We start from the raw sequence: 23,675 nt of genomic DNA, 5'->3' as shown, positions 1-23,675 counted from the left end.
TGTTGACGGTCCCGAGACGCCAACAACCGGTACAAGCAACAAAGAAATGGATGCTTTTACTGGCTTCGGTACGACTTAGAATATGATTCCACATCACAAACGCCAATGCAGAAGCGACAATGCCTGAAAAGAGAATATAAATAAGCGACATGAATCCCATTGAAAAGAGCACACAATAATAACCCCGCAGCTCCAATCGTCATTTGCCAAGTAGTATATTGAACAGTATTTCCATATCGATGAGCGATCTAAGCACAGAACGATTCATACTAGTGGAGAGGGAGGTTTGGCCGAGTTGGTATGACGATATCCTCTCCAAGTGTCGTAATGCTGGTTTCAGCCCAATTGTCCGTCAAGACGTGAAAGAAATACAGACAGTTGTTGGGTTGGTTGCTCCCGGTCTCGGCATAAGCATTGTGCCTAAATCAACAGAGAATTTACATGCGCGGGACGTCGCATATATAACCATCGAGGAAGGGGCCCCGCGTGCAGAAATGAGTATCGCTTGGCGAACGGATGATCATTCAACCATGGTTAAACAATTCCTCGATACAGCAACACGACAAATCGGAAGATCCTAGAGGTTAAAAGAATGGCATTTTGTGCTATGCTAAGCACAATATAAAAATAAACCCAAAAGGAGGTGGTGCTCCTATGACTATGAACAGCAAACCTAATCGCTTAGCCAAGGAAAAATCACCGTACTTGCTTCAGCACGCAAACAATCCGGTCGATTGGTTCCCTTGGTCGGAGGAGGCTTTCGAAACGGCTAAGCGTGAGAACAAGCCGATCTTCCTTTCCATCGGGTACTCCACTTGCCATTGGTGCCACGTCATGGAACGGGAATCCTTCGAGGATGAAGAGGTTGCAGCGTTGTTGAACAAGGATTACGTGTCGATCAAGGTGGACCGGGAGGAACGGCCGGACGTCGACCATTTGTATATGTCCGTTTGTCAAGCGATGACAGGTCAGGGAGGCTGGCCGCTCACGATTATTATGACGCCGGAGAAGAAGCCGTTCTTCGCGGGCACGTATTTTCCGAAGGGACGCAAACTGGGCCGTGCGGGACTGATGGAGATATTGCCGCAAATTGCGGGGAAGTGGCGGGACAATCCGGAGCGGGTTCTGCTGATCGGCGATCAAGTGGTGGAGGAAACGCAAAAGCGGCTTCTCGGTAACCTCGAGGGGGAGCTGTCGAAGGGGCTGCTGGAGCAAGCCTTTCGCATCTATGAGAAGCTGTACGATCGTACCTACGGCGGCTTTGGCGATGCTCCGAAGTTTCCGGCCTCGCATAACCTTTCTTTCTTGCTGAGATATTGGCGCAGGACCGGGGTAGCGAAGGCGCTGGAGATGGTAGAGAAAACGCTCGATGCAATGCATCGCGGCGGCATGTATGATCACATTGGCTTCGGTTTTGCCCGATATTCCACAGATCGGCAGTGGCTGGTGCCTCATTTTGAAAAGATGCTTTATGACAATGCGCTGCTGACGATGACTTACATAGAAGCTTACCAGGCCACGGGAAAGCAGCGGTATGCGGACGTCGCCGAGCAGACCATCTCTTATGTGCTTCGAGATATGACGGCTGCGGAAGGGGGCTTTTATTCCGCGGAGGACGCCGATTCGGAAGGCGTGGAAGGCAAATTTTACGTCTGGAAGCCTTCGGAGGTCATGCAGGTGCTTGGCGAAGAGGAAGGAGAGCTGTTCTGCGAAGTATTCCACATTACGGAAGAGGGGAATTTTGAGGGGAACAGCATCCCCAATCTTATCGAGCGTGCTCTAGAGGACTCGGCGCGGCTGAAGCAGCTGGAGCTCGGTGATCTACAAGTCAGAATCGAATCGGCAAGGCAAAAGCTGTTCGCTCACAGAGAAAAACGGGTTCACCCGCATAAGGATGATAAAATTCTTACCTCATGGAATGGGTTAATGATCATGGCCCTCGCCAAGGCGGCTAAAGCGCTGCAGAAGCCGGAATATGCCGCGGCCGCCCGCAAAGCGGCGGACTTTATTCTAACCAAGCTGCGCAGGGAGGACGGCCGGCTGCTTGCCCGATACCGGGACGGAGAAGCTGCGTACTTGGCTTATGCGGATGATTATGCTTTTCTCATATGGGGACTTATTGAGCTATATGAAGCAACCTTCGACATCAAGCTGCTGAAGCAGGCGGTACAGCTGAATGAAGACATGCTTCGCCTGTTCTGGGATGAGGAGCATGGAGGATTCTACTTCTATGGTCAAGATGGTGAGCAGTTGTTTACTCGACCGAAGGAAATTTACGATGGAGCGATGCCGTCAGGAAATTCGGCTGCGGCGCTGAATTTGCTCAAGCTGTCACGCTACACCTACAATGCGAAGCTTGCGCAGAAGGCAGAAGAGCAGCTTAACGCGTTTGCGGGATCGGCTCAGCGATATCCTTCGGGACACGCCTTGTATTTGACGGCGCTTGATTTCTCCTTGACGGCTCCGGCTGAAATTGTCATTGCCGGCGACCCGGGCTCGGAGGATACCCAAGAGATGATCAGTGCGGTGCAGCGGATGTTTATTCCGGAAGCACTGCTAATGCTGCATCCGAAGGGGGAAGCCGGAGCGCAGGTAAGCGAGCTCATTCCGCTAGTTGCGGATAAGCTGCCTCTAGGTGGGCGTGCGACAGCGTACGTATGCGAAAATTTCGCCTGTCAATCGCCGGTTGGAACAGTGGAGGAGCTGGAGGAGCTTTTGCTGGGATCGTCGATCGAATGAAAGCCTCATAGTCTTACAAGTCTGCGTCGATTCGATATCGGCGCTTTTTGCATTTTCATAAAAAGCTGCGGAATGACAAAACCTAGAAACGAGAAGATCAGCTTGGCTTCCTAACAATTCCGTGGAGGATATCGACTATGCAAATCGGCTTAATCGGCTTAGGGAAGATGGGCTATAATCTGTCCCTGAATTTACTCGACCATGGATATGAAACGGTTGTTTACGATGTCAATGCAAAGGCGGTACAGCGTTCGATTCAAGCAGGAGGGATTGGAACCGGATCCGTCGAGGAGCTGGTGCTGAAGCTTACCCCGCCTAGGGTCATCTGGCTCATGGTTCCTGCAGGTGAACTGACGGAAAGCGTACTCCGCGAGCTGGTACCGCTGCTCTCCGAAGGGGACATGGTGATTGACGGAGGGAACTCGCATTATAAGGATTCTATCCGAAGAGCGGCTGAGCTGCGGGAGCGGGGTGTCTATTTGGTCGATGTGGGAACGAGCGGAGGCATAGAAGGCGCAAGGAACGGAGTCTGCACCATGATTGGCGGAGATAAAGAGGTTTTCGATCGGGTGGAACCGATTTTTCAAGATATCTCTGTCAATCGAGGCTACCTGTATGCAGGACCCTGCGGGAGCGGCCACTTTCTGAAAATGATTCATAACGGAATTGAATACGGTATGATGCAGGCCATAGCGGAAGGCTTCGAAATCCTGCATAGCAGTCCGTTTGCGTTTGACTATGAGCAGGTGGCCCGGGTTTGGAATCACGGCTCCGTCATTCGCTCTTGGCTCATGGAGCTGACGGAGCATGCCTTCTCCAAGGATCCGGAGCTGGACAGCCTGAAAGGTATCGTTCAAGCCTCAGGGGAAGGCCAGTGGACGGTGGAAACGGCGCTGGAATACGGAACGGCAGCGCCCGTTATCGCGTTATCCCTAATGATGCGTTTCCGTTCGCAGCAGGAGGATACTTTTTCCGGTAAGGTTGTGGCGGCCATGAGGAATGAATTCGGCGGGCACCGCGTGGTCTCATCGGAGGAATCGCCTGCTCACGGAGCATGACAAAAGCCCCGGACCACTCAGAAGTGAGGAGGCACGGGGCTTGATTGTTCCTATTTTTCCTGAAGCATCATCTTCCACAAATCGGCGGTTTCATATCCGAGCCTCCACGCGGCTACGCCAGCCAGGTCATACTTCTTGGCAATCTCGATGCGGGCCTTCATGCTGTCGTTGTTCTCCATCCAGAACACCCGGGTATTGCCGTCCTCGCGATATTCCACCTTGTATTGATTGAAGCGGCTGTCCCATGTGAGGGAAGCATTCTTGGCCGAGATGAGTGCATCCAAGTCCTTCATCAGCAGGGCCCGGTTGCCCAGCAGCTCACCCGCAGGAGAAACCGTCCATTCTCTAACATAATACGGAACGCCCATGATCAGCTTATCCCTAGGGATGCCGTAGGAAAGAAATTCCTTCACGCCTTCGTCTACCCATTGCAATCCGGCCACAGAGCCGGGCTCGGTGCTTCCCTTCCAGTGCTGATCGTACGTCATGGTAATGATGTAATCGACAATGCCGGCAAGCTTCTCATGATCAAAGGCCGTCTGCGCATTCCATTTCACACTGCCGCGGGGCAGATCAATCGAAACGACAAGTCGCTTCTCGTGAGCCGCGGCCGTTAAGTCGCTGACGAACTGGGTAAAACGTGTGCGGTCCTTGCCGTTCAAGCTTTCGAAATCGATATTGATGCCGTCGGCGCCGATCGCTACGGTTCGATCCACAAGCGCTTTAATAAACTTGGATTGGGCCGCAGGGTTCGCAAGGAATTGTGTTGTCAATGCGGAATCGAACTGATTCGCTACCAACGGATAAACGGTAATTCCTTGACTTTTGAGCCACGTGACAGTTTCTTTGTTAGAAGTGTCCGTCAGGTTGCCGTCTGCATCCGCGAGCTGGAAGTAGGTAGGCGAATCTACGTCCATGCCTACCGTATTTTTTACATGGCTGCGAATGGTGCTGTCACTGGAGCTGCCGTTCCAGCCCCAATACTGAAGCTTACGGAAGTTGTCCCAAATCTTCAGCTTGTCATCATATAAACGGACCGAAGCATTGGAGTATTGCATCGCATAGCTAAGGGCTCCTTGTATGGTGGAAGCATCGCCGATGAGACTGGAATTTTGGTATACCTGGTAGTACGGATAATTATTCCATATGGTGCGTTGTAAGTACTCGGGCAGCTCATGATTCACAATTTTCGTATGATCGTATTGCTTGGCATAAGCAATGGCGTCGCCGATATCGAGGAATTCCTCTAAGTAATGATCGTACTGGTACACCTTGTATTTTTTCAGATTGGAAAAGACGATCTGCTTGTTCTTCTCCAGATTGACCACGGTGGAATTGCCCCAGCGCAACGATTCGTTGATTGCATCCTCCAGCAGGGCGAACTTCCAATCGGCTTGCGTGTAGTTTCCTTGGTAAACTTGATAGACTGGAGAGCCGGTGCTGCGAATTTCTTCTTTCCGGTTGGACGAAATGTTATCCCAAACCCAGCGATGTGTGGATAGGTCGATAATATGGGAGTTGGCCCATTTGGCCGCTTCTGCCGTCGCTTGCTGCAGTGTAGGGAATTCCCACGAGTCTAACGAAATCTCGCCTTGATATACACGGTACTTCGGGTAGTTGTTCCATACCCAGCCGCCGTCCTGCAAATCTCTGACGCTGGCATGACCCCAGCGCTGAGCTTCCCGGATCGCCTGATCGAGAGAAGCGAATTCCCATGAGGCGGAGCTGTAGCCGTTCTGATACACCTTGTACCTCGGGTAATTGTTCCACAACCACTTGCGAGTGCCGATCTCTTCGACGTGGCTGCCGGCAAACTGTCTTGCATACGCTTCCGCGGCTTTGTAGTCGGAAAGCTCTTGCAAGAGCTTATCGTCCTGATAGACGCGATATTTGGTCGTCTTATCGGCGGCTTGGACCGGAAGGGCGGCGGAGAAGAGCAGCGCCAAAACGGATAAGCCTATCACAGTCTTGCGTCTCAACATGCATCAGCCTCTTTCTAGCAATCTACTCTATTAAACGCAGAAAGAGTCGAAAGGTTGCATGGGAGATTTTTCATGAAGAGGAGAAGCTTGTAACCGGGTCATGGGGGATGCCGCCTGCGAAGCAAATGGGGGGAGTGCTTTACGCTCAAACATCTTATGAACCATCCTCGATTATCAATATCCAGGTGGACAGGATGGTTAATAAAACTAACGCGACTCCCATTTGCCTCTCGGCGGTCCTCCCCGGACCGGCGGAAATGAAAAACCCCTTCACGAAACATCTCGTGAAGGGGTAGAAGGAAAAACAAATATTACACAATATCCGCGTAAATCTCATCCTCAAGGCCGAGGCGGATCTGATCGCGGAAGACGCGAACGTTGCGGTAGTCCAGCAGGTAGCGCTCAATCGATTCCAGAATGTTCGCCGCGATCAGGATTTGGCTGCGGCCTTCGGCGAATACCTCGGCGGAGAAGCCGTGATCTTCATCCCACATCAGCTCGACCTCTACCTGCTCGGGCTTAATCTGCTTGCGCGACGCCATATGGATGCAGATGGCATCGATGATATCTTGCTCGCTTAGTCTCATCATATCTTCTTATCCTCATTCGACCTTCAGGATTAATAGTTGCGAGGCTGTTCATTTACTTTTTTCTTGTCGCGGAAATGAACATAAATCTTACGGATGACAACGAACAGTACGACCAATGCAAGGACGTTGACCATCATGCCAAGCATATCGCCGAGGAAGCCCATGCCGCCGAACAAGCCTCCGAACAGAAGACCTGCCAGACCGCCGATCATCAGACCCTTCATCAGGCCGCCGCCGCTGAAAAATCCGCGCTTTTGCTGAACGGAATTCGTGGTTGCAGGTGCTTTGGTCGCTGCAGCCGGATCCGTTTTGGTGACCCCGGAGTTATTGGCTGGTGTCTGATTCGTGGCCCCCGGTGAAACGCTCTTCCGCGAGGATTTGTACTTGGCGGCATCTACAACGCCAGGCGCCGAGAAGGAGAATGCAATCATGACCGCCAAGCAAAGCATAGAAATTTTCTTCCACATAAAAATCAATTCCTCCGTATGTTTATGTTTGTGGTAACATTCATTTATACGAATAGGTTTGACGATGGTTTCAGATTTTAATCGAACTTGTTACAATAGATAAAAAAAGCTTACTAGAAATGAGCGAGTGGGGGAGCTATGACCAATTATCCGTCGGCCTATATCGATTATTTGGTTTATTTTCACGGAGATCGCGATTATTTTGAATGCCATGAGGTGCTGGAGGAATATTGGAAGGAGCATCCGGGCGACCCGCTCAGCGGCATCTATGTCGGACTTATTCAAGTGGCGGTTGCGCTTTACCATCAGCGGAGAGGCAATAGGAACGGCGCCGTCAAAATGCTGAAGCAGGCCATACGCGGTTTACATAACCCGCTCGTGGAGCAATTGGGGATCAACGGTGAACAGCTTCAAGCCCGTCTTAAGCAACGGCTGGAGGAACTCGAGACTTCACCTGAGCTGCCTTACACGGATTTGGACCTCTGTTTGTCGGACGCCGAACTGACAGAGCGGTGCAGCAGGATTGCCTCCGGGCGCGGGAAGACTTGGCGACAGCCAAGCGATTTGGGAGACCGGTATCTGCTGAACAAGCATACGCTGAGAGACCGCAGCGAGGTGATTCGGGAGCGGGAACGGCAGAAGCAGCGGAAACAACAGATTAAGATAAAGAGAGATGAGTAGGATGCAAGGAGAGCATGCAGCGAAGCAGGCCAAAATTTTAATCGTCGACGACGAACCGAACATTGTGGAGGTCATCCGGCTCTACCTTGAGCATGCTGGATACGAGCCGATGATTCTGTATCGCGGAGGGCAGGTGCTCGAAGTCGTTCAATCGGAGCGCCCGGATCTGGTGCTGCTGGATATTATGCTGCCGGATTTGTCGGGCTTCGAGCTGTGCGGTCAAATTAGAGAGCTGGTGCCGCCGCTGAACGGAACGCCGATCATTTTTCTAACCGCCAAAGGAGAATCAATCGATAAGCTTCGCGGCTTCCATTTGGGAGTGGACGATTACATCGTGAAGCCGTTCGACCCTAATGAGCTGGTAGCCCGGATTAAAGCGGTGCTGCGGCGGACCCAGGTCAGCCAGGCGGCAGCGGTCAAGACCGAGCAGGATAAGATGAGCAAGCTGCTGCGAATCCATAACCTCGTGATTGACCCGGGGCAGTATAAAGTCACCGTGGACGGGACGAAGGTCGATTTAACCCCGAAGGAAATCGAGCTGCTGCATTTTCTGGCGTTAAGCCCCGGCCGTGTATACACGCGGGAGGATCTGCTCGGCTACGTGTGGAGCTTCGACTTCAGCGGGGGGACGAGGACGGTGGACGCTCACGTCAAAAACTTGCGCAAAAAGCTCGGTACGCAGCCGGGCTGGACGATTCAGACGCTGTGGGGCATCGGTTATTCCTTTGAGGTGAGCTAGGGGGAGCAGCTATGGTCAAGCGTTTGTTGGGCAGTTTGTATATCAAGATGTTTCTCTCCTTTCTCGCCACCTGCGTGTTGTTCTTTGCCGGGCTGGCTTTTTTCTGGAATGATTACTTTACGGATTTCTTTTATAAGGATAAAAAAGCGATGCTGACGGCCAGAGCCGCTGAGGTAGGCCGATTGCTTGCCTCGGTGCAGGATGGGAGCGTAACCGCGAAGGAGCTTCGCTTTGGAATGCGCATCATTGCCCGCGGCATTAACGGCACCGCCTGGTTGGTGGATACGAAGGGAACGCTGCTGTACGGCTCCTCGGAGAAGGAGGGTACAGCCATTCCAAAGGCGATGGAGCCGCTGCTTTTGGACGGGCTGAAGGGGCACACGGCCTTTGTGGCGGATCAATATCCTTTTGGAAGCGGCAGCAAGGAAGGCTTGCTTACCTATTATGCGCCTGCCCAGCACCAAGGACAACCGATTGTCATCATGCTGCAGGTACCCGCTTATGAGATCAATGAGGCGATCAAAGCGGTGAGGTGGAACATATTGTCTCCGCTCCTGTTTTCCTTAGTGGCGGTAGGCCTGATTCTGTACGTGCTGTCCCGCAAGCTGACAGGTCCGCTGCAGCAGATGAATAAAGCCGCGCTGGAGGTAGCCGGAGGGGAGTTCACTACCCGGGTCCCTATCTCGACGGATGATGAGGTAGGAGAGCTGGCGAGAAGCTTCAATTTTATGATCGATCAGCTCGAGGAATGGGAAGGGACAAGACAGGAGTTTCTGACGAATGTGTCGCATGAGCTGAGGTCTCCGCTAACGACGCTGCGCGGACTTATTCTGGCCATGAAGGATCGCGTCATCCCTGAGGACAAGTACTCGCATTATCTTGAAATCTGCGAGCATGAGGTGCAGCGGCTGCAGCGGCTGGTGAGCGATCTGCTCGATCTGGCGCGAATCCAGAACGGCATCGATGTGTTTCGTACTCGACCTGTGGTGCTGAAGGAGAAGGTCAGCGAGGTGCTGGAACTCATGAACAAGCCGATTGCCGATAAGGGCCTGCAGCTGGTGACTACGCTGCCGTCCGAAGGGCGGGAGCCGCTCTCGGCGGAACTGGATCCGGACCGGTTTGCCCAGATCCTGCAAAATTTGCTGTATAATGCGGTTCAATTCACCCCGGCAGGGGGGCGGATTCAAGTGGAGCTGACCTCGGACGACGGTCATACGGCGCTGCTCAAAGTACGCGATACCGGGGTGGGGATGAGCGAGGAGGAGCTGCACCGCATTTGGGACCGGTTCTACAAGGCGGAGCATTCCCGCGTCTCCCGATCGGATGGGACCGGGCTCGGATTGACTATTGTGAAGCATCTGGTCGGAGGCATGAAGGGCACGATCTCCGTCGAGAGTGAGATAGGGAAAGGAACGGAATTTACCGTGGCGTTCCCTACCATACCAAAGGAAAAAGATAAGGCAGTGATTCGGGCTTAGCTCCGATGTCACTGCCTTTCTGCTATCCTGGCGGCTGCCTAACGAATCGTGACCCGAATCGATGCCCGCAGCGAACGGATTCGTGGATTTACAAGTAAGTAGATGGGTGGTATTATTTTACAGCAATAGTACCTGTATTTGACTTGATTATATAGACGATAAAGCAAGGAATTCGAATCGGCATGCCGAGCGCAATAGCTCGGATGGAGGCATTCGTTGAGACGCCGGAATTCGGCATTCCGGTTCCAGAGTAACTATTAGAAGGAGAGTGTCGGCATGTTTTGGACGATTGAGAAGCTCGAAGCAAGAATCGTAGAATTGCAGCCGTACCGATACCGGGATGCAGTTCCGCTAGAGAATTTGCGAATGAAAAGGGACGATGAGGGAGCCAACGGCAGCTATCCGACCGAGGAGGGAGACTGGTCGGCGGTTAAGCTCGGAGCCCGATGGAAGGGCCGCGATATATACCGCTGGCTGGCCGCGGACGCATTCGTTCCTTCCGGCTGGACTGGACGCACCGTACTGGCCAGATTCGATTTGGGCACCACGGGTGGCGGGAGCAACAGCGGCTTTGAGTCGTTATTGTTTCTGAACGGGCAGCTTTATCAAGGGGTGGATACGAATCACGGCGAGGTGTTCCTCCCGGAAGAGCTCATCGGGAGGCAGGCTCGCTTCCGGCTTCGGCTTTGGTCGGGGATGGGCGGGTATCAACCCGCAGCCGTCATGGAGCATCAGCTGAAGCGTGCGGAGCTGGTTTGGCTGGACGAAGCGGCCGATGATCTCTACTATACGGGCCGTGCCGCACTCGATACGGCGAAGCAGCTTGGCGATAGCCAGGCGGAGCGCCATGAACTGCTGTCGGTCCTTGATCAGGCTTTCCGGCTGATCGATTGGTCCCGCCCCGGTTCGGCGGGCTTCTATGAATCGGTATCGACCGCACGAGAACAGCTGCGCACGGCACTGGCTGCTCTGCCGAAAAGGCACCCCGTTGAGGTGCAGTGCATCGGCCATACGCATATTGATGTGGCATGGCTATGGAGGTTGACGCATACAAGGGAGAAGGCCGCACGCTCCTTCTCTACTGTGCTTCGCCTAATGGAGCGATACCCGGAGTATGTGTTTCTCCAGACGATGCCGCAGCTATATGCGTATGTGAAGTCCGATTACCCCGAGCTCTATACTCAGATCAAGATGAGGGTGCAGGAAGGACGGTGGGAGGCGGGCGGCGCCATGTGGCTCGAAGCGGACTGCAATCTGACGTCAGGTGAATCGCTGGTGCGGCAGCTTCTGTACGGTACCCGTTTCTTCCGCGAGGAGTTCGGTGTGGAATGCAAATATTTGTGGCTGCCGGACGTATTCGGTTACAGCTGGGCTCTGCCGCAAATTTTACGGAAAGCCGGCATAGAGGCGTTCATGACAACCAAAATCAGCTGGAATCAATATAACCGGATGCCGCATGATACGTTTTACTGGCGGGGAATCGACGGAACGGACATATTGACTCATTTTATTACGACACCGGACCCGGGAGGCCGGGAGGGAGCCTTTTATTACACGTATAACGGCGGCATAACGCCGTTCTCGATTCAGGGGATCTGGAACGCTTATCGGGATAAGGCGCTCAATCAGAAGCTGCTGCTGTCGTATGGCTATGGCGACGGTGGGGGCGGGGTGAACCGGGATATGCTCGAAATGCGCCGACGATTGGCGGAAATGCCGGGTTTGCCGCAGGTGACGACCGGGCGAGCGGACACGTATTTCGATGAGCTGAAGGAACGTGTGGAGCAGACGAAGGAATATGTACATACCTGGGACGGAGAGCTCTATTTGGAGCTGCACCGGGGGACGTATACGAGCCAGGCCGAGACGAAGCGGTCGAATCGCAAACTGGAGCTGGCGCTCCGTGAAGCGGAGTGGATGAATGTCTTATCCGCCGTTCAATCAGGCAGCTGGAAGCAGTACCCGGGGCAGGCATTGTACGACGCTTGGATCCTTGTGCTTCGCAATCAATTTCACGATATTATCCCGGGCTCGTCGATCCGCGAGGTGTATGAGGACAGCCGCGAAGAGTATGCGGAAGCGAAACGCCTGACGGACAACGCATGGAAACAGGCGGCCGAAGGATTGGCAGCCTCCCGGGGGAGCTCCACAGGGCTTGGCGTAACCGTGCTGAACAGCGCCGGCTGGGAACGGAGCGGCTTGGTCCAAGTGAGCGGAGATGCGGCGGAGGCGTCCGGGAAGTGGACAAGCCAGGAAGGCGAACAGCTGCTAGCACAGCGGACGGCAGGAGGAGATTGGCTTATCGAGGCCAAAGGCCTTCCGTCGCTCGGGTATTCGCTTCTGCGCTATACGCCAGCCGATAGCAGCGTCGCGGCTGCTTCCCCTTTTGTTTGGAGTGAAACGGGCATCCATACGCCTTATTACGAGCTGGAATGGAATGATTCGGGCCAGCTCACTCGAATCTATGACCGCCAAGCAGGCCGTTCGGTACTTGCCCCGCAATCCCGCGGCAACGTCTTTCAGGTTTTCGAGGATAAGCCGAAGAGCCGACATGAAGCGTGGGACATCGATATTTACTATCAGGAGAAAATGCGGGAAGTGACGCTGTTCGAGGGCGCGTCACTGCTGGAGGAAGGGCCGCTGCGTGCCGTGATCCGGTTCCGCTGGAAGTACATGGATTCCACTCTGGAACAGAATCTCATCGTATATAGCGGCAGCCGTCGTATGGACTTCGTGACCAGGGTGGATTGGCAGGAGCGGCGTCAGCTGCTAAAGGTGGCTTTCCCCATTGAGGCTCGCGCGGTGGAAGCGACCTACGACATTCAGTTCGGCAACGTGAAGCGGCCGACGCACTGGAACACGAGCTGGGATTATGCCCGCTTCGAAACGGTAGGCCACCAATGGGCCGATCTATCCGAGCGTGGCTACGGAGTCAGCCTGCTGAACGATTGCAAGTACGGCTACGATATCAAGGACAATGTCATGCGCCTCACCTTGATCAAATCGGCCATGGTCCCTGATGCTACAGCCGATCAAGGACTGCATGAGTTCACCTATGCGCTCCTTCCTCACGAGGGTGACTGGGTAAAGGGAAATACGGTGCGTGAGGCATGGGACTTGAATCAACCGCTAAGCTATTCGTTAGCTCAGCCCGAGCTTGGAGCCTTCTCGCTGCTGCAGCTAACGGCTGATCATGTCGTGGTGGACGCGGTAAAGAAGTCGGAGGATGAGGACGCGATCGTCGTCCGTTTGCACGAGTACACCGGACGCAGGGGACAGGTGACGATGAAAGCGGGTCTGCCGGTTTCCGGCTGGCAGGAGTGCGATCTGCTCGAACGAGCGGAGGGAGTGCGTGTAGCGGGGCAGGAGCTGACCTTCGACATCAAGCCGTACGACATCCGGACGTTTTTGATTTATTTACAGTAGCTTGAGGAGACCGTACCTTCCTATGGAGGGGACGGTCTTTTATTCGTGTTACGGGATATACTGCTTGCGAAACCGTAGAGGCGACACGCCTGCATATTGCTTGAAGCAGCTGGAGAAGTAGGGCGCATACTGGAAGCCGCACTGCTCGGCAATTCGCGCGACAGGCCAGTTCGTCTTTATAAGCAGCAGCTTGGCCTGCTCCAGCCGGTACTCATGCAAATATTCCATCGGCGTACAGCCGTACGTTTCTTTCATACATCTCACGATATAATTCGAATGATAATGAAGAGCCTCGGCTAGAGTCTCATAGGTTAGCTCCTCTTGATAATGCTGGCGTAGGTAAGCCTCCGTCCTTTCTGCGAGCCGTAGGGCGGGGGAGGCGACTTCTCCATGGTACCCTTCCTCAACCAAGCGAAGCAGCTCCATGAACAGCTGCTGCTCATGCCAAAAAGACTCGGAGCGGCGCCTGTCCGTTGACAGAAGCAAGGTTCGCAGGTGCCGCTCCGCCAGCGGGAATTCGAACGGTGAGGCGTACTGCTTCAATCGCAGCGAATACGGATTTTTCCAAGCGTGCCTAATGGGATAGGGGAGACCTCCCCCGCTTTCGACCGAATGCTCCCACCTCCCGCTATAGTCAAAATGAATCCAATAAAAGCGTGTCTCCGTATCACAAGGCTTGACAGCATAATGATACGGTTCGGGAAGCAGCAGCAGCGTTTGGCCGACGGTTACCTCCCATTGTTGATCCTCTTCCCCCAAAAAAAGCGTTCCCTGTGTTACCCACAGCAGGTCAAAAATTCCGATATTCCTGCGGTTCGGATGCTGCTCCCCCGGCTGCAGTGTCGTATGACCGGTTGTTATGTAATAGGGAAGCGGGGGAAGCTCCAACGAGATAATGCCGGTTTCAGTCATAAATAGAAGCCTCCCGATTGCAGTGTGATATTTTATAAAAATTGGGTTCGATTTATTCGTAGTGCAGCTTTACATTCCAGAATAAACTGAAGAAGTGTAATATTCAAATCGTATATAAATGGAGGGACGGAAAATGGGGCAGGTACATATTCGGGATCCGTTTTGGAATTCTTATGCGGAGCTGGTTCGCAAAACGGTCCTACCATATCAATGGGAGGCGCTCAATGACCGGATCCCCGATGCGGAGCCGAGCTACGCGATTCGAAATTTTCGAATTGCCGCCGGACTGGAGGAGGGGGAATTCGGGGGAATGGTGTTTCAGGACAGCGACGTGGCCAAATGGCTTGAGGCGGTCGGTTACTCGCTGGCTGCCCATCCGGACTCCGAGCTGGAAAACATCGCTGACGGCGTCATTGAGTTGATCGCCAAAGCACAGCAAGAAAACGGCTATTTGAACACGTATTTTACAATAAAGGAAAAAGACAATGCGTGGACGAATCTGCACGAAGCGCACGAGCTATACTGTGCCGGCCATATGATAGAGGCAGCGGTTGCTTATTACGAGGCTACGGGGAAACGACGGCTGCTTGAGGTCGTATGCAAGCTTGCGGACCATATCGATACCGTATTTGGCAAGGAGCCGGGTCAAATCCGGGGGTATGACGGACATCAGGAGATCGAATTGGCGCTGGTCAAGCTGTACCGGGTGACGAGGGAGCGGAGATACTTGGAGCTGGCGCAGTTTTTTATTGATGAGCGCGGGCGGGAGCCGCATTTTTTCGTTGAGGAGTGCAAGCGGCGAGGCGGGTACAGCCATTGGGCCAAGAAGGCGGTGCCGATACCTTCCGCCCAAAGCCTGGCCTACAATCAGGCGCATCTGCCGGTTCGCGAGCAGGAGGTGGCCGTAGGGCATGCCGTGCGGGCTGTGTATATGTATACCGCGATGGCGGATCTTGCCGGACTGACGGGTGACAAGGGGCTGGCAGAGGCTTGTCGTCGCCTATGGAACAATATGACCCGGAAGCAGATGTATATCACTGGCGGCATCGGGTCAACCCATCACGGAGAAGCCTTCTCTTTCGACTATGATCTTCCGAACGATACGGTTTATGCCGAGACGTGCGCTTCCATCGGCTTGATTTTTTTCGCCAGACGTATGCTGGAGCTGGAAGCCAAGAGCGATTACGCCGATGTGATGGAGCGGGCCCTGTACAATAATGTCCTGGGAAGCATGTCGCGAGACGGCAAGCATTACTTCTATGTGAATCCCCTGGAGGTTTGGCCGCAGGCTTCTCTGCATAATCCGGGGAAGAGGCACGTCAAGCCGGTAAGACAGAAGTGGTTCGGCTGCTCCTGCTGTCCGCCGAATGTAGCCCGGCTGCTGACCTCCTTGAACGACTATATTTACACGGCGTCCAAGGACGAGAACAAGGTGTATACACATCTATTCATCGGAAGCTCCGCGAAGCTTCAGCTGGCGGCGGGCCAAGTGGAGCTGGAACAGCATTCCCGGCTTCCTTGGGAAGGCTACGTAAGGTTCGAGATGACGGCTGTGCCGGACGATGCCTTCACTCTCGCTCTGCGAGTTCCTTCATGGTGCAACGGGCAAGCAGAGCTGCACATCAATGGAGTAGTCACGTCCTATAATACGGAGGAGGGCTACGCTGTTGTGAGCAGAAGCTGGGCGGCAGGGGATATCGTGGAATGGATGCCGGCCCTGCTGTCACAGTTCATCGAGTCCCGGCCGGAGATCCGGGCCAATGCGGGCAAGGCGGCCATCGAACGGGGGCCCCTCGTGTATTGTCTGGAGGAAGCGGACAATGGACCTCTGCTTTCAAATTTATGCATTGATCTGAGGGAGGATTTGCAGGCCTCGTTCGAGCCGGAAATGCTGGGCGGGGCGGTTGTCATTACAGCGAAAGGCTTCGTAGGGGAGCGATTCTCCTGGGAGGAAGATGAGGCAGCCTATCGTCCGGCTGCAAGGCTGCCGGCACCGGAGCCGATGACTCTGAAGGCGGTGCCCTATTACCTATGGGGCAACCGGCAGCCGGGGGAAATGACGGTGTGGATCCGCAGCTGCATGTAAAAAAAGGGGCTGTCCCATAAGTCCGTGAAAATATGACCATCTTATCGTTGGTCGTGGGAAAATACCTTCAGCCTAAGCTCAAACACTTGGTCGCCGTCAATAGATTAGATTTTATGGAAATGACGGCAATCCAAAACTCGCGCTGAAGCTATTTTCCCACTGACTCGCAGATGAGTCCTATTTTCAAGGAACTGGGCCAGCCCTTTTGGGGTAAGTAAATAAGAAAAGATCGCTCAATTTTGGTAAAATGGAAGTTTGCCACTGGAACTGGATGAAAAACATGTAACCTGCGATGGTACACGTCGTCGGGTTACTTTTATTGCCTATGAGATGGACCGGCTCTTTCTTCGGCTTTCGCCAGGAAGCACATTAGAGACTCTGGAGCGAAGCAGGACGAGATCTATCCGTGCGAAGAATGGTCGAGGTGGAAAGCGTCTTTGGCCAAGTAAAGGGGAATCGAGAATTCCGTAGGTTTCTTCTTAGAGGTCTGCCTAAAGTCAACATCGAGGTAGTTCTGCTTAGTCTTGCCCATAATTTACTCAAGAAAGCGGCAGTGGGAGCCAAAGGAGCTCCAAATTCGGCGGATAGGCTCATCCTTCCACTATTTCAAGCGAAATTTAGTTCCACATAAGCAAACGGGGTGTTCCCTCAAGTAGAATTCTACTTATGGGACACCCCCTTACTTCAAGGATTACACTTCATACCCGCTGTCAATCAAATCAAGGCGGCCTGTTTCCGGATGGATGATCATGCCGTGGACCGGTAGATTCTTAGGCAGCAGAGGGTGCTTACGGATCATCTGCACACTGCTTACGACGCCGTCATGGACGTAATCGAAGCCGGTGAGAAACTTATTCAGATCGACCCCGGCGCTCTTCAGCGTATCGATCATTTCGGGGGATACGCCGCGGCTTTGCGCTTTTTCAAGCACCTGCTTAGGCTCCATTCCCGTCATACCGCATTCATAGTGCCCTACGACGAAAACCTCTTGCGCCCCCAGCTCGTACACAGCGACAATGATGCTCCGCATGATAGAGCCGAAAGGGTGAGTGACGAGCGCGCCGGCGTTTTTAATGATCTTCGCGTCGCCGTTGCGCAGGTTCATGGCCCGCGGCAGCAGCTCTGTGAGCCGGGTATCCATACAAGTGACGATAACCATCCGCTTGTCAGGAAATTTCGTTGTAATAAACTCCTCGTATTGCTTCGACTCCACGAATTGCTCGTTGTGCTGGATAATTTCGTTTAATAAAGACATAACTAACACGCCCTCTCCTAGTGAATATTCCTGATCCGTGATTTTTCTTTTATTTCTTATATGATCAAGCTACGCCGTTACATGGCTTCGCTTGTCAATCAGCTTCATGCTGGCCGTATAGATCTGGCCGGTGCTCTTCAGCACGAAGGCAATGCCGTTCGGCTGCAGGTCCACCGTCATGAGCTCCTCGAAGAACACCTCATGCTTGCGATCCATCCAAAGCTCGAAATCCTCATTCTCCAAGCGAAAATCATTCGGCCCGGGCTCGTCGACCAGCCATAAGGTAGGTACGCCGCTGACCGCGCAGCCGCAGCCCTCCGAATCGTAAGCGAGCTTCAGCACGCCGCTTTCCGTAAGACTCAGGAAGCCGCTGATTCGTGCAGCCGCTTGCTCTGTGAAATTGATTCTCATCTTCAACCACTCCTTTGTCTATTATTACTGTAGCCGGATTTGCTTCTCATTTCAAGAGAAAGTATGATCAAGAGGTAAGGAAATTGAGGAAAGGGGAATGACCGTTGACCACTGAAACCCATGAAAGCAAGCTCGCTGCATTTCGGGACTATTTGAAGAAAATGAAAAGCTACGAGGAAGCCGTCGGACTCATTTATTGGGATATGCGGACGGGCGCCCCGAAGAAAGGCTTGGAATCCCGCTCGGAAACCGTGGGCGTTCTCTCCGGCGAGCTGTTCCGGATGTCGGTATCCGATGAAATGGGAGCGTATCTGGATTATTTTATCACACCGGAAGCCAATGATCGTTTAAGCGATCTCGACCGCCGCATCGTTCGCGAGTGCAAGAAGGATTACGATCGCAGCAAAAAAATTCCTCCTGCCAAATATCAGGAGTATGTCGTTTTGACCTCCCAGGCGGAATCCGTGTGGGAAGAGGCGAAGCATGCATCGGATTATGCGATGTTTCAGCCTTATCTGGAGCGGATCGTACAGACCAATCTGGAATTCATTGAGCTTTGGGGCTATGAAGGACATAAATACAATACACTTCTTGATATGTATGAGCCGGGGATGACCGTGCAAAAGCTGGACCAAGTATTCGGTGCACTGAGGGAACAGGTGGTTCCGCTGCTTGCAGCCATTCAGGCATCGCCTCATGCCCCGAAAACGGACTTCCTTAGACAAACATTCGAGAAGGAAAAGCAAAAGAAATTCAGCTTATACATATTGGAGCAAATGGGCTACGATTTCGATGCGGGACGGTTGGACGAGACGGTGCATCCGTTCGCGACCGGCCTGAACCCGGGAGATGTTCGCATCACAACCCGCTATCTGCCGGATGATGTGAACAGTGCGTTGTTCGGTACGATCCATGAAGGCGGCCATGCGCTGTATGAACAGAATATCTCCAAGGAGCTGCTTGGAACACCGCTCTGCACAGGCACCTCCATGGGAATCCACGAGTCCCAATCCCGCTTCTGGGAAAATGTGATCGGCCGCAGCCGTCCGTTCTGGAGACGTTATTACGGCGATCTGCAGAGAAACTACCCGGGACAATTCGATCAGGTGGCCGTCGAGGATTTCTACCGTGCAACGAACGAGGTGAAGCCGTCCTTAATTCGGATTGAGGCTGACGAGCTTACGTATAACCTGCACATCATGGTTCGTTATGAGATCGAGAAGGCGCTGTTCAGCGGCGAGGTGAAGGTGGCCGATCTGCCGGAGGTATGGAATGCCAAGTACCGGGAATACTTGGGCGTCGTGCCGTCGAATAACGGCGAAGGCGTATTGCAGGATGTGCATTGGTCCGGCGGTGCGTTCGGGTATTTCCCATCGTATGCGCTAGGCAATATGTATGCGGCGCAGTTCACGCGGACCATGGAGAAGTCACTGAATATCGACGCATTGGTCGAAGAGGGCAATCTCATTCCGATCAAGGAGTGGCTGACCGAGCAAATATATCGATATGGTAAGGCGCAGACGCCGAACGAGATCGTGAAGCGGGTGACGGGAGAAGAGCTGAACCCGGATTACCTGGTGGAGTATCTGAAGAAGAAATACGCCGACATTTATAAGCTGTAAAAAAGAAGACGCCCCTTCCGGCCCAAGGATATTCCCTCCGGCTGGAAGGGGCGTTTGGATCATGGCATCGGCTCGTAGATCGAGCCCATGAACAGCCAGGCTCCGGTCTGCCGATCCTCGATCGCGAAGAAGAACGGGCGGTCGACAGTCAGCGAGAACCGCTGCTTCGGAGGGGCGCTTCCCGCCTCCATGAGCACGGCGGTTGCCGCGGCGGCCTCAGTTCCTTTCTCGTTTACCTCCAGGAAGGTCTTATGCACAATCTGTCCGATGAACAAATTCGGAGGCGATGGAGCCATGGCGGAGAAATCGGCCTTCGTCCGGTCAAAAGGCAGCTTCATGCCCATGGCTTCCAGCTCCTCTCGAAGCTCGGCCCCGTACTCCGCCTTAAACTTCGGCAGACGCAAATCTCCCGGAATCGCGGGATAACGCTGCTGCCACGGCGTCGGGTCCTGCCACAGCTTCGCTTGAACCGCGTCTAATCTTATCCCCTCTTTAGGAACGATAAGCAGCATTGCCATTTGACCGTCCCCATAAGGCAGGCGTACCGCCTCCGCTTCATCGGTTTCCAAGTATTCCAGCTGCTGTCCGAGCGACATCAGGGGTACCTTCTTCGTGCCTCCCCCCGCCAGCTTGAACACACCTTCCCTTGTCAGCGAAGGATCGAATTCATGCTTCCAGCCACCCTGGAAGGAGATCGCATTGACCAGCACCAAAACTGCTTCCGGCGGAAGCGGATTCGTCAGAAGAGAGGGGATGCGATGGTTTGTTTTCTTGCTCACCCAGTCATTGATCGTTCCGACAGCTTTCTTCCCCTGCAAATCAAGGCTCCGCAATTCCGCCTCGTAGCTGCTTCGAACCGTGTCGAGAAAGCTGTCGTGAAACTTCCACTTATTGTTCAGCCACAGCGAGTTCGCCGTGTTCAGCTTCACCTTTGAGCCGGGCTCCCGGAGAAGCGCCCCCAGCTTCTTGTATTCCCCGTTCAGCTGTTCCAGCGGAAGATCCTGCCAGCCGAGAGCGGCGGCCATCGCAGCCTTCGTCTCGCCCTTGCTGCCGTTATAAGTCATCGCCATCGCTGTAGAAAGACTGACGGGAGACAGGATCACATTGGTTCCCGGCTTCGATTCGGACAGCTGCTTATGAAGGCGCAGCCCGAAGCTGTTGGAGGCTTGCACAATAGGCGGCTCGAGCGCGGAAGCGAGCAGCTGCCTTTCCTTATAGGAGACGGCCGGTTTGGCGAACGGGCCGGTGCAAGCGGCCAGAAGCAGCACGAAGGCGAGGACGGCGCCTGTATTTCTTATCCGCATGAAGATTCCCCCTCGAACTTTATTTACCTTCCTAACGAAACCTTAGTCTCTTATGTTGCCGATTCGCCGCACCTTGCACCTTTTTCTGGGCGCGTGCATAAGATATCCCACAATCTTACAAACGCATGGAGGGCTTGCCATGAACAACAAAAGGGCTGGACGGTGGTTCACCGGGGCGGTAGCGGCCATTGTAACGGCTGCTGTAGTGTTGACCGGCTGCGGAACGGGCAATTCAGGACAAGAATCGACCAAAGTACGAATCGGCGAGGTGACACGCTCCATTTTCTATACACCTCAGTATGTGGCCATCAGCAAAGGATTTTTCAAGGAAGAAGGGCTCGACGTTGAGCTGACCACTACCTTCGGCGGGGACAAAACGATGACGACTCTGCTATCGGGCGGCATTGATGTCGCGCTGGTCGGCTCGGAGACGTCCATCTATGTACATCAGCAGGGAAGTGACGATCCCGTCATCAACTTTGCGCAGCTGACACAGACGGACGGTACGTTCCTCGTAGCGCGTAAGCCGATCCAGGGGAAGTTTGACTGGAACCAGCTGAAGGGCAGCACCTTCCTTGGTCAGCGTAAAGGCGGTATGCCGCAAATGGCCGGCGAGTTCACGCTCAAGAAATACGGAATCAATCCGCAGAAGGATTTGAATTTGATTCAGAACGTCGATTTCGCCAATATTCCAACGGCTTTCGCTTCGGGCACAGGGGAGTACGTGCAGCTGTTCGAGCCGCAGGCGACGATGTTTGAGAAGCAGGGCAAGGGCTACGTGATTGCTTCCTTCGGGGTTGAGAGCGGCAAGCTGCCTTATACCGTATTCATGGCGAAGAAAAGCTACATGGACAAAAATGCGGCAACGGTGCAAAAGTTCACGAACGCGGTGCAGAAGGCTCAAAACTGGGTGCAGACCGCGAGTGTCGATGAGATTACCGAAGCGATAGCCTCCTATTTTACCGATACGGATAAGGAGATCATCAAGGGCGTGGTGAAACGCTATAAGGATCAAGGCTCCTTCGCTACGGACGGTATTGTCGATGAGCAGGAGTGGAACAACCTGCAAAATGTCATGGAGGCTGCAGGCGAGCTGAAGTCCAAGGTGGACCATAAGACACTGGTAAACAACCAGTTTGCGGAGAAGGCGAAGCAAACGGTGAAATAAACCGCATGGGATGCGTTGTGGGGTGCTGTCGTGAGAGCGGGGCGCCCCATTCGCGTCAAGGCCTTCGGAAATTCAAGATAAAGGAGTGAGAGCGATATGGTGCATGCGGTTGAGCTGGATCACGTATCTCACGTGTATGTTGGGAAAAGGGGAGCGACACTCGCCTTGGAGCAAATCCAGCTTCAGGTGAGGCATGGCGAATTTGTCAGCCTGATCGGCCCGAGCGGCTGCGGCAAAACTACTTTGCTGTCGCTCATCAGCGGTTTGCTGCTGCCTTCGGCCGGAACGGTAAAGGTGGCGGGCGAGGTGATTCAAAAGCCTTCGGCGAAGGTAGGCTATATGCTGCAGCAGGACTATTTGTTCCCGTGGCGAACGATCGGAGAGAACGCGCTGATCGGTTTGGAGCTGATGGGCAAGCTGAACGCGCAGACCAAAGCGTACGCCATGGAGCTTCTGGCGGAGATGGGGCTGGCGGATGTTGCGGGCAAGTATCCGCAGCAGCTCTCCGGCGGGATGCGGCAGCGGGTAGCCCTGGTGCGGACACTGGCTACGGAGCCGGAGCTTCTGCTGCTGGATGAGCCGTTCTCCGCTCTCGATTACCAGACGAAGCTTCAGCTGGAGGAGCTGGTAGCGGAGACATTGCGTTCCCGAGGCAAAACGGCGATTCTGGTGACGCACGATATTTCCGAGGCGCTGGCGATGAGCGATCGGGTGGTAGTGCTGGAGCCGCGGCCGGGACGCATTCGGACCGTAGTAGACGTTCCGACGGCGATCCGGGAGACGCCTCCGCTCGCTGCAAGGGAGGCGGAGGGCTTTCATCAGCTGTTCCGGCAGCTATGGGGGCAGTTTGAGCAGATGGATGCGAAGGGAGGAGCCGAGATATGATGAAGCCTCGAACGAAGGAGCTGGAATTCGAAGGAAGCGTGGCCGCCGGTGGCGGGTCGTCGGAGCAGCTGACAAACGAGGTGCTGCGCAAGTATCGGAGCAAGGAGCGCATCCAAACGCTTTACGTCCGCACAACCCAGCTCTTCGTTCTCATTGCGTTCTTCTCCCTATGGGAAGTGGCGGCCCGGTTGAAATGGATCGACGGACTGCTTTTCAGCTCGCCGACGCGGGTGCTTGGGCTGCTGTGGACGAAGCTCAACGATAATACGCTGCTGATTCATGTTCAGGTTACGCTGTGGGAAACCGTTGTCGGCTTCCTGCTGGGGACGCTGCTGGGAACGGCCGTCGCGGCGCTGATCTGGTTTTCACCGTTTCTCTCCCGCGTGCTCGATCCTTATATCGTCGTGCTGAACAGCCTCCCCAAGGTGGCGCTCGGACCACTCTTTATCGTGGCATTGGGACCCGGCGTGTTATCTATCATCGCCACCACGTTATCCCTTACGGTGATCATCACGATCCTAGTCGTGTACAACAGCTTCCGTGAGGTCGATCCGAACTATATCAAGGTGATTCGCATATTCGGCGGGGACCGCTCCACCGTTTTCCGCAAAGCGGTGCTGCCGGCCTCCTATCCGACCATCGTTTCCACCTTAAAGGTAAATGTCGGACTTTCCTGGGTAGGCGTGATCGTGGGGGAGTTTCTCGTATCGAAGCAAGGACTCGGCTACCTGATCATCTACGGTTTCCAGGTGTTTAACTTTACGCTGGTCATCGGCAGCTTGTTCATTATCGCCATTGCCGCAGCCTTGATGTACCAAGCGGTGGCTTACCTCGAGAGCAAGCTGGTAAGTAACAATTAACCGGATAGCCTT

The 23,675-nt window shown here is 54.0% G+C and carries 19 protein-coding genes and 1 pseudogene; 13 read left to right on the top strand and 7 right to left on the bottom strand.

What is annotated here, in order from left to right; genetic code table 11:
• The first annotated feature begins 239 nt into the window (after positions 1-239).
• The 3 genes from RAC89_RS02265 to gnd all read left to right on the top strand — a co-directional run bounded on the left by RAC89_RS02265 (position 240) and on the right by gnd (position 3,797).
• Positions 240-581, top strand: coding sequence for a LysR family substrate-binding domain-containing protein (locus RAC89_RS02265; RefSeq protein ID WP_306611496.1), 342 nt, complete (start codon positions 240-242; stop codon positions 579-581).
• Positions 582-654: 73 nt separating this feature from the next.
• Complete coding sequence (locus tag RAC89_RS02260) at positions 655-2,739, top strand: thioredoxin domain-containing protein (protein WP_306611495.1); 2,085 nt, start codon at positions 655-657, stop codon at positions 2,737-2,739.
• A gap of 137 nt (positions 2,740-2,876) precedes the next feature.
• Complete coding sequence (gnd, locus tag RAC89_RS02255) at positions 2,877-3,797, top strand: phosphogluconate dehydrogenase (NAD(+)-dependent, decarboxylating) (RefSeq protein ID WP_306611494.1); 921 nt, start codon at positions 2,877-2,879, stop codon at positions 3,795-3,797.
• A 50-nt stretch (positions 3,798-3,847) separates the two neighbouring features.
• On the opposite strand, the gene RAC89_RS02250 is transcribed toward gnd, so the two are convergent.
• The 3 genes from RAC89_RS02250 to RAC89_RS02240 form a co-directional block, all read right to left on the bottom strand.
• Positions 3,848-5,779 carry a glycosyl hydrolase family 18 protein gene (locus tag RAC89_RS02250; protein WP_306611493.1) on the bottom strand — a complete coding sequence of 644 codons (1,932 nt, stop codon included), beginning with the start codon at positions 5,777-5,779 and terminating at the stop codon, positions 3,848-3,850.
• A 311-nt stretch (positions 5,780-6,090) separates the two neighbouring features.
• Positions 6,091-6,366, bottom strand: coding sequence for a YxcD family protein (locus RAC89_RS02245; protein ID WP_306616025.1), 276 nt, complete (start codon positions 6,364-6,366; stop codon positions 6,091-6,093).
• Between the two features lie 32 nt (positions 6,367-6,398).
• Positions 6,399-6,836, bottom strand: coding sequence for a hypothetical protein (locus RAC89_RS02240; RefSeq protein ID WP_306611492.1), 438 nt, complete (start codon positions 6,834-6,836; stop codon positions 6,399-6,401).
• A gap of 138 nt (positions 6,837-6,974) precedes the next feature.
• Here RAC89_RS02240 and RAC89_RS02235 point away from each other — a divergent pair, with 138 nt between their 5' ends.
• The 4 genes from RAC89_RS02235 to RAC89_RS02220 all read left to right on the top strand — a co-directional run bounded on the left by RAC89_RS02235 (position 6,975) and on the right by RAC89_RS02220 (position 13,160).
• Positions 6,975-7,517: a DUF309 domain-containing protein gene (locus RAC89_RS02235; RefSeq protein WP_306611491.1), complete on the top strand. Its 543-nt coding sequence runs from the start codon at positions 6,975-6,977 to the stop codon at positions 7,515-7,517.
• A complete protein-coding gene (locus RAC89_RS02230) occupies positions 7,510-8,256 on the top strand; it encodes a response regulator transcription factor (RefSeq protein ID WP_306611490.1) in 747 nt (248 codons plus the stop codon). Before RAC89_RS02235 ends, RAC89_RS02230 begins: the two co-directional genes overlap by 8 nt.
• Positions 8,257-8,267: 11 nt before the next feature.
• Positions 8,268-9,734, top strand: coding sequence for a sensor histidine kinase (locus RAC89_RS02225; protein ID WP_306611489.1), 1,467 nt, complete (start codon positions 8,268-8,270; stop codon positions 9,732-9,734).
• 276 nt (positions 9,735-10,010) lie between these two features.
• Positions 10,011-13,160 (top strand): alpha-mannosidase, encoded by a 3,150-nt coding sequence (locus RAC89_RS02220; RefSeq protein WP_306611488.1) that lies wholly within the window; start codon positions 10,011-10,013, stop codon positions 13,158-13,160.
• Between the two features lie 48 nt (positions 13,161-13,208).
• Here the strand turns inward: RAC89_RS02220 and RAC89_RS02215 are convergent, their stop codons facing one another.
• Positions 13,209-14,072 carry a helix-turn-helix transcriptional regulator gene (locus RAC89_RS02215; protein ID WP_306611487.1) on the bottom strand — a complete coding sequence of 288 codons (864 nt, stop codon included), beginning with the start codon at positions 14,070-14,072 and terminating at the stop codon, positions 13,209-13,211.
• 133 nt (positions 14,073-14,205) lie between these two features.
• Here RAC89_RS02215 and RAC89_RS02210 point away from each other — a divergent pair, with 133 nt between their 5' ends.
• Together RAC89_RS02210 and RAC89_RS02205 are read left to right on the top strand one after the other, a co-directional pair.
• The gene (locus RAC89_RS02210; protein WP_306611486.1) at positions 14,206-16,158 is read left to right on the top strand and encodes a glycoside hydrolase family 127 protein; all 1,953 of its coding nucleotides are present in this window, start codon (positions 14,206-14,208) and stop codon (positions 16,156-16,158) included.
• A gap of 373 nt (positions 16,159-16,531) precedes the next feature.
• Positions 16,532-16,789 (top strand): annotated as a pseudogene (locus RAC89_RS02205) (transposase); the annotation flags it as partial.
• 60 nt (positions 16,790-16,849) lie between these two features.
• On the opposite strand, the gene RAC89_RS02200 reads toward RAC89_RS02205, so the two are convergent.
• Together RAC89_RS02200 and RAC89_RS02195 are read right to left on the bottom strand one after the other, a co-directional pair.
• Entirely contained in the window at positions 16,850-17,413 is a 564-nt protein-coding gene (locus tag RAC89_RS02200) for a beta-class carbonic anhydrase (protein WP_306611482.1), read from the bottom strand.
• Between the two features lie 69 nt (positions 17,414-17,482).
• Complete coding sequence (locus RAC89_RS02195; RefSeq protein WP_306611480.1) at positions 17,483-17,824, bottom strand: iron-sulfur cluster biosynthesis family protein; 342 nt, start codon at positions 17,822-17,824, stop codon at positions 17,483-17,485.
• A gap of 104 nt (positions 17,825-17,928) precedes the next feature.
• Here RAC89_RS02195 and RAC89_RS02190 point away from each other — a divergent pair, with 104 nt between their 5' ends.
• Entirely contained in the window at positions 17,929-19,446 is a 1,518-nt protein-coding gene (locus tag RAC89_RS02190) for a carboxypeptidase M32 (protein ID WP_306611478.1), read from the top strand.
• Between the two features lie 59 nt (positions 19,447-19,505).
• Here RAC89_RS02190 and RAC89_RS02185 read toward each other — a convergent pair whose 3' ends face one another.
• The gene (locus tag RAC89_RS02185) at positions 19,506-20,750 is read right to left on the bottom strand and encodes a serpin family protein (RefSeq protein WP_306611477.1); all 1,245 of its coding nucleotides are present in this window, start codon (positions 20,748-20,750) and stop codon (positions 19,506-19,508) included.
• 139 nt (positions 20,751-20,889) lie between these two features.
• Between RAC89_RS02185 and RAC89_RS02180 the strand changes: the two genes are divergently transcribed.
• From RAC89_RS02180 to RAC89_RS02170, 3 genes are all read left to right on the top strand, one after another.
• Positions 20,890-21,918: an ABC transporter substrate-binding protein gene (locus RAC89_RS02180; RefSeq protein WP_306611476.1), complete on the top strand. Its 1,029-nt coding sequence runs from the start codon at positions 20,890-20,892 to the stop codon at positions 21,916-21,918.
• Between the two features lie 96 nt (positions 21,919-22,014).
• Positions 22,015-22,803 carry an ABC transporter ATP-binding protein gene (locus RAC89_RS02175; RefSeq protein WP_306611474.1) on the top strand — a complete coding sequence of 263 codons (789 nt, stop codon included), beginning with the start codon at positions 22,015-22,017 and terminating at the stop codon, positions 22,801-22,803.
• Complete coding sequence (locus tag RAC89_RS02170; RefSeq protein WP_306616024.1) at positions 22,803-23,663, top strand: ABC transporter permease; 861 nt, start codon at positions 22,803-22,805, stop codon at positions 23,661-23,663. Before RAC89_RS02175 ends, RAC89_RS02170 begins: the two co-directional genes overlap by 1 nt.
• The last annotated feature ends 12 nt before the right edge of the window (positions 23,664-23,675 follow it).

Source organism: Paenibacillus sp. GD4, from assembly GCF_030846225.1.
Lineage (GTDB): Bacteria > Bacillota > Bacilli > Paenibacillales > NBRC-103111 > Paenibacillus_G > Paenibacillus_G silviterrae.
The sequence above is the reverse complement of the archived record's forward strand: the minus strand, read 5'-3'. Positions and strand labels throughout refer to the sequence as shown.

Excerpts from the sequence above, each read along its gene's own strand:
- RAC89_RS02265 (WP_306611496.1), top strand. The coding sequence starts at position 240 with ATGAGCGATCTAAGCACAGAACGATTCATACTAGTGGAGAGGGAGGTT.
- RAC89_RS02260 (WP_306611495.1), top strand. The coding sequence starts at position 655 with ATGACTATGAACAGCAAACCTAATCGCTTAGCCAAGGAAAAATCACCG.
- gnd (WP_306611494.1), top strand. The coding sequence starts at position 2,877 with ATGCAAATCGGCTTAATCGGCTTAGGGAAGATGGGCTATAATCTGTCC.
- RAC89_RS02250 (WP_306611493.1), bottom strand. The coding sequence starts at position 5,779 with ATGTTGAGACGCAAGACTGTGATAGGCTTATCCGTTTTGGCGCTGCTC.
- RAC89_RS02245 (WP_306616025.1), bottom strand. The coding sequence starts at position 6,366 with ATGAGACTAAGCGAGCAAGATATCATCGATGCCATCTGCATCCATATG.
- RAC89_RS02240 (WP_306611492.1), bottom strand. The coding sequence starts at position 6,836 with ATGTGGAAGAAAATTTCTATGCTTTGCTTGGCGGTCATGATTGCATTC.
- RAC89_RS02235 (WP_306611491.1), top strand. The coding sequence starts at position 6,975 with ATGACCAATTATCCGTCGGCCTATATCGATTATTTGGTTTATTTTCAC.
- RAC89_RS02230 (WP_306611490.1), top strand. The coding sequence starts at position 7,510 with ATGAGTAGGATGCAAGGAGAGCATGCAGCGAAGCAGGCCAAAATTTTA.
- RAC89_RS02225 (WP_306611489.1), top strand. The coding sequence starts at position 8,268 with ATGGTCAAGCGTTTGTTGGGCAGTTTGTATATCAAGATGTTTCTCTCC.
- RAC89_RS02220 (WP_306611488.1), top strand. The coding sequence starts at position 10,011 with ATGTTTTGGACGATTGAGAAGCTCGAAGCAAGAATCGTAGAATTGCAG.
- RAC89_RS02215 (WP_306611487.1), bottom strand. The coding sequence starts at position 14,072 with ATGACTGAAACCGGCATTATCTCGTTGGAGCTTCCCCCGCTTCCCTAT.
- RAC89_RS02210 (WP_306611486.1), top strand. The coding sequence starts at position 14,206 with ATGGGGCAGGTACATATTCGGGATCCGTTTTGGAATTCTTATGCGGAG.
- RAC89_RS02200 (WP_306611482.1), bottom strand. The coding sequence starts at position 17,413 with ATGTCTTTATTAAACGAAATTATCCAGCACAACGAGCAATTCGTGGAG.
- RAC89_RS02195 (WP_306611480.1), bottom strand. The coding sequence starts at position 17,824 with ATGAGAATCAATTTCACAGAGCAAGCGGCTGCACGAATCAGCGGCTTC.
- RAC89_RS02185 (WP_306611477.1), bottom strand. The coding sequence starts at position 20,750 with ATGCGGATAAGAAATACAGGCGCCGTCCTCGCCTTCGTGCTGCTTCTG.
- RAC89_RS02180 (WP_306611476.1), top strand. The coding sequence starts at position 20,890 with ATGAACAACAAAAGGGCTGGACGGTGGTTCACCGGGGCGGTAGCGGCC.
- RAC89_RS02175 (WP_306611474.1), top strand. The coding sequence starts at position 22,015 with ATGGTGCATGCGGTTGAGCTGGATCACGTATCTCACGTGTATGTTGGG.
- RAC89_RS02170 (WP_306616024.1), top strand. The coding sequence starts at position 22,803 with ATGAAGCCTCGAACGAAGGAGCTGGAATTCGAAGGAAGCGTGGCCGCC.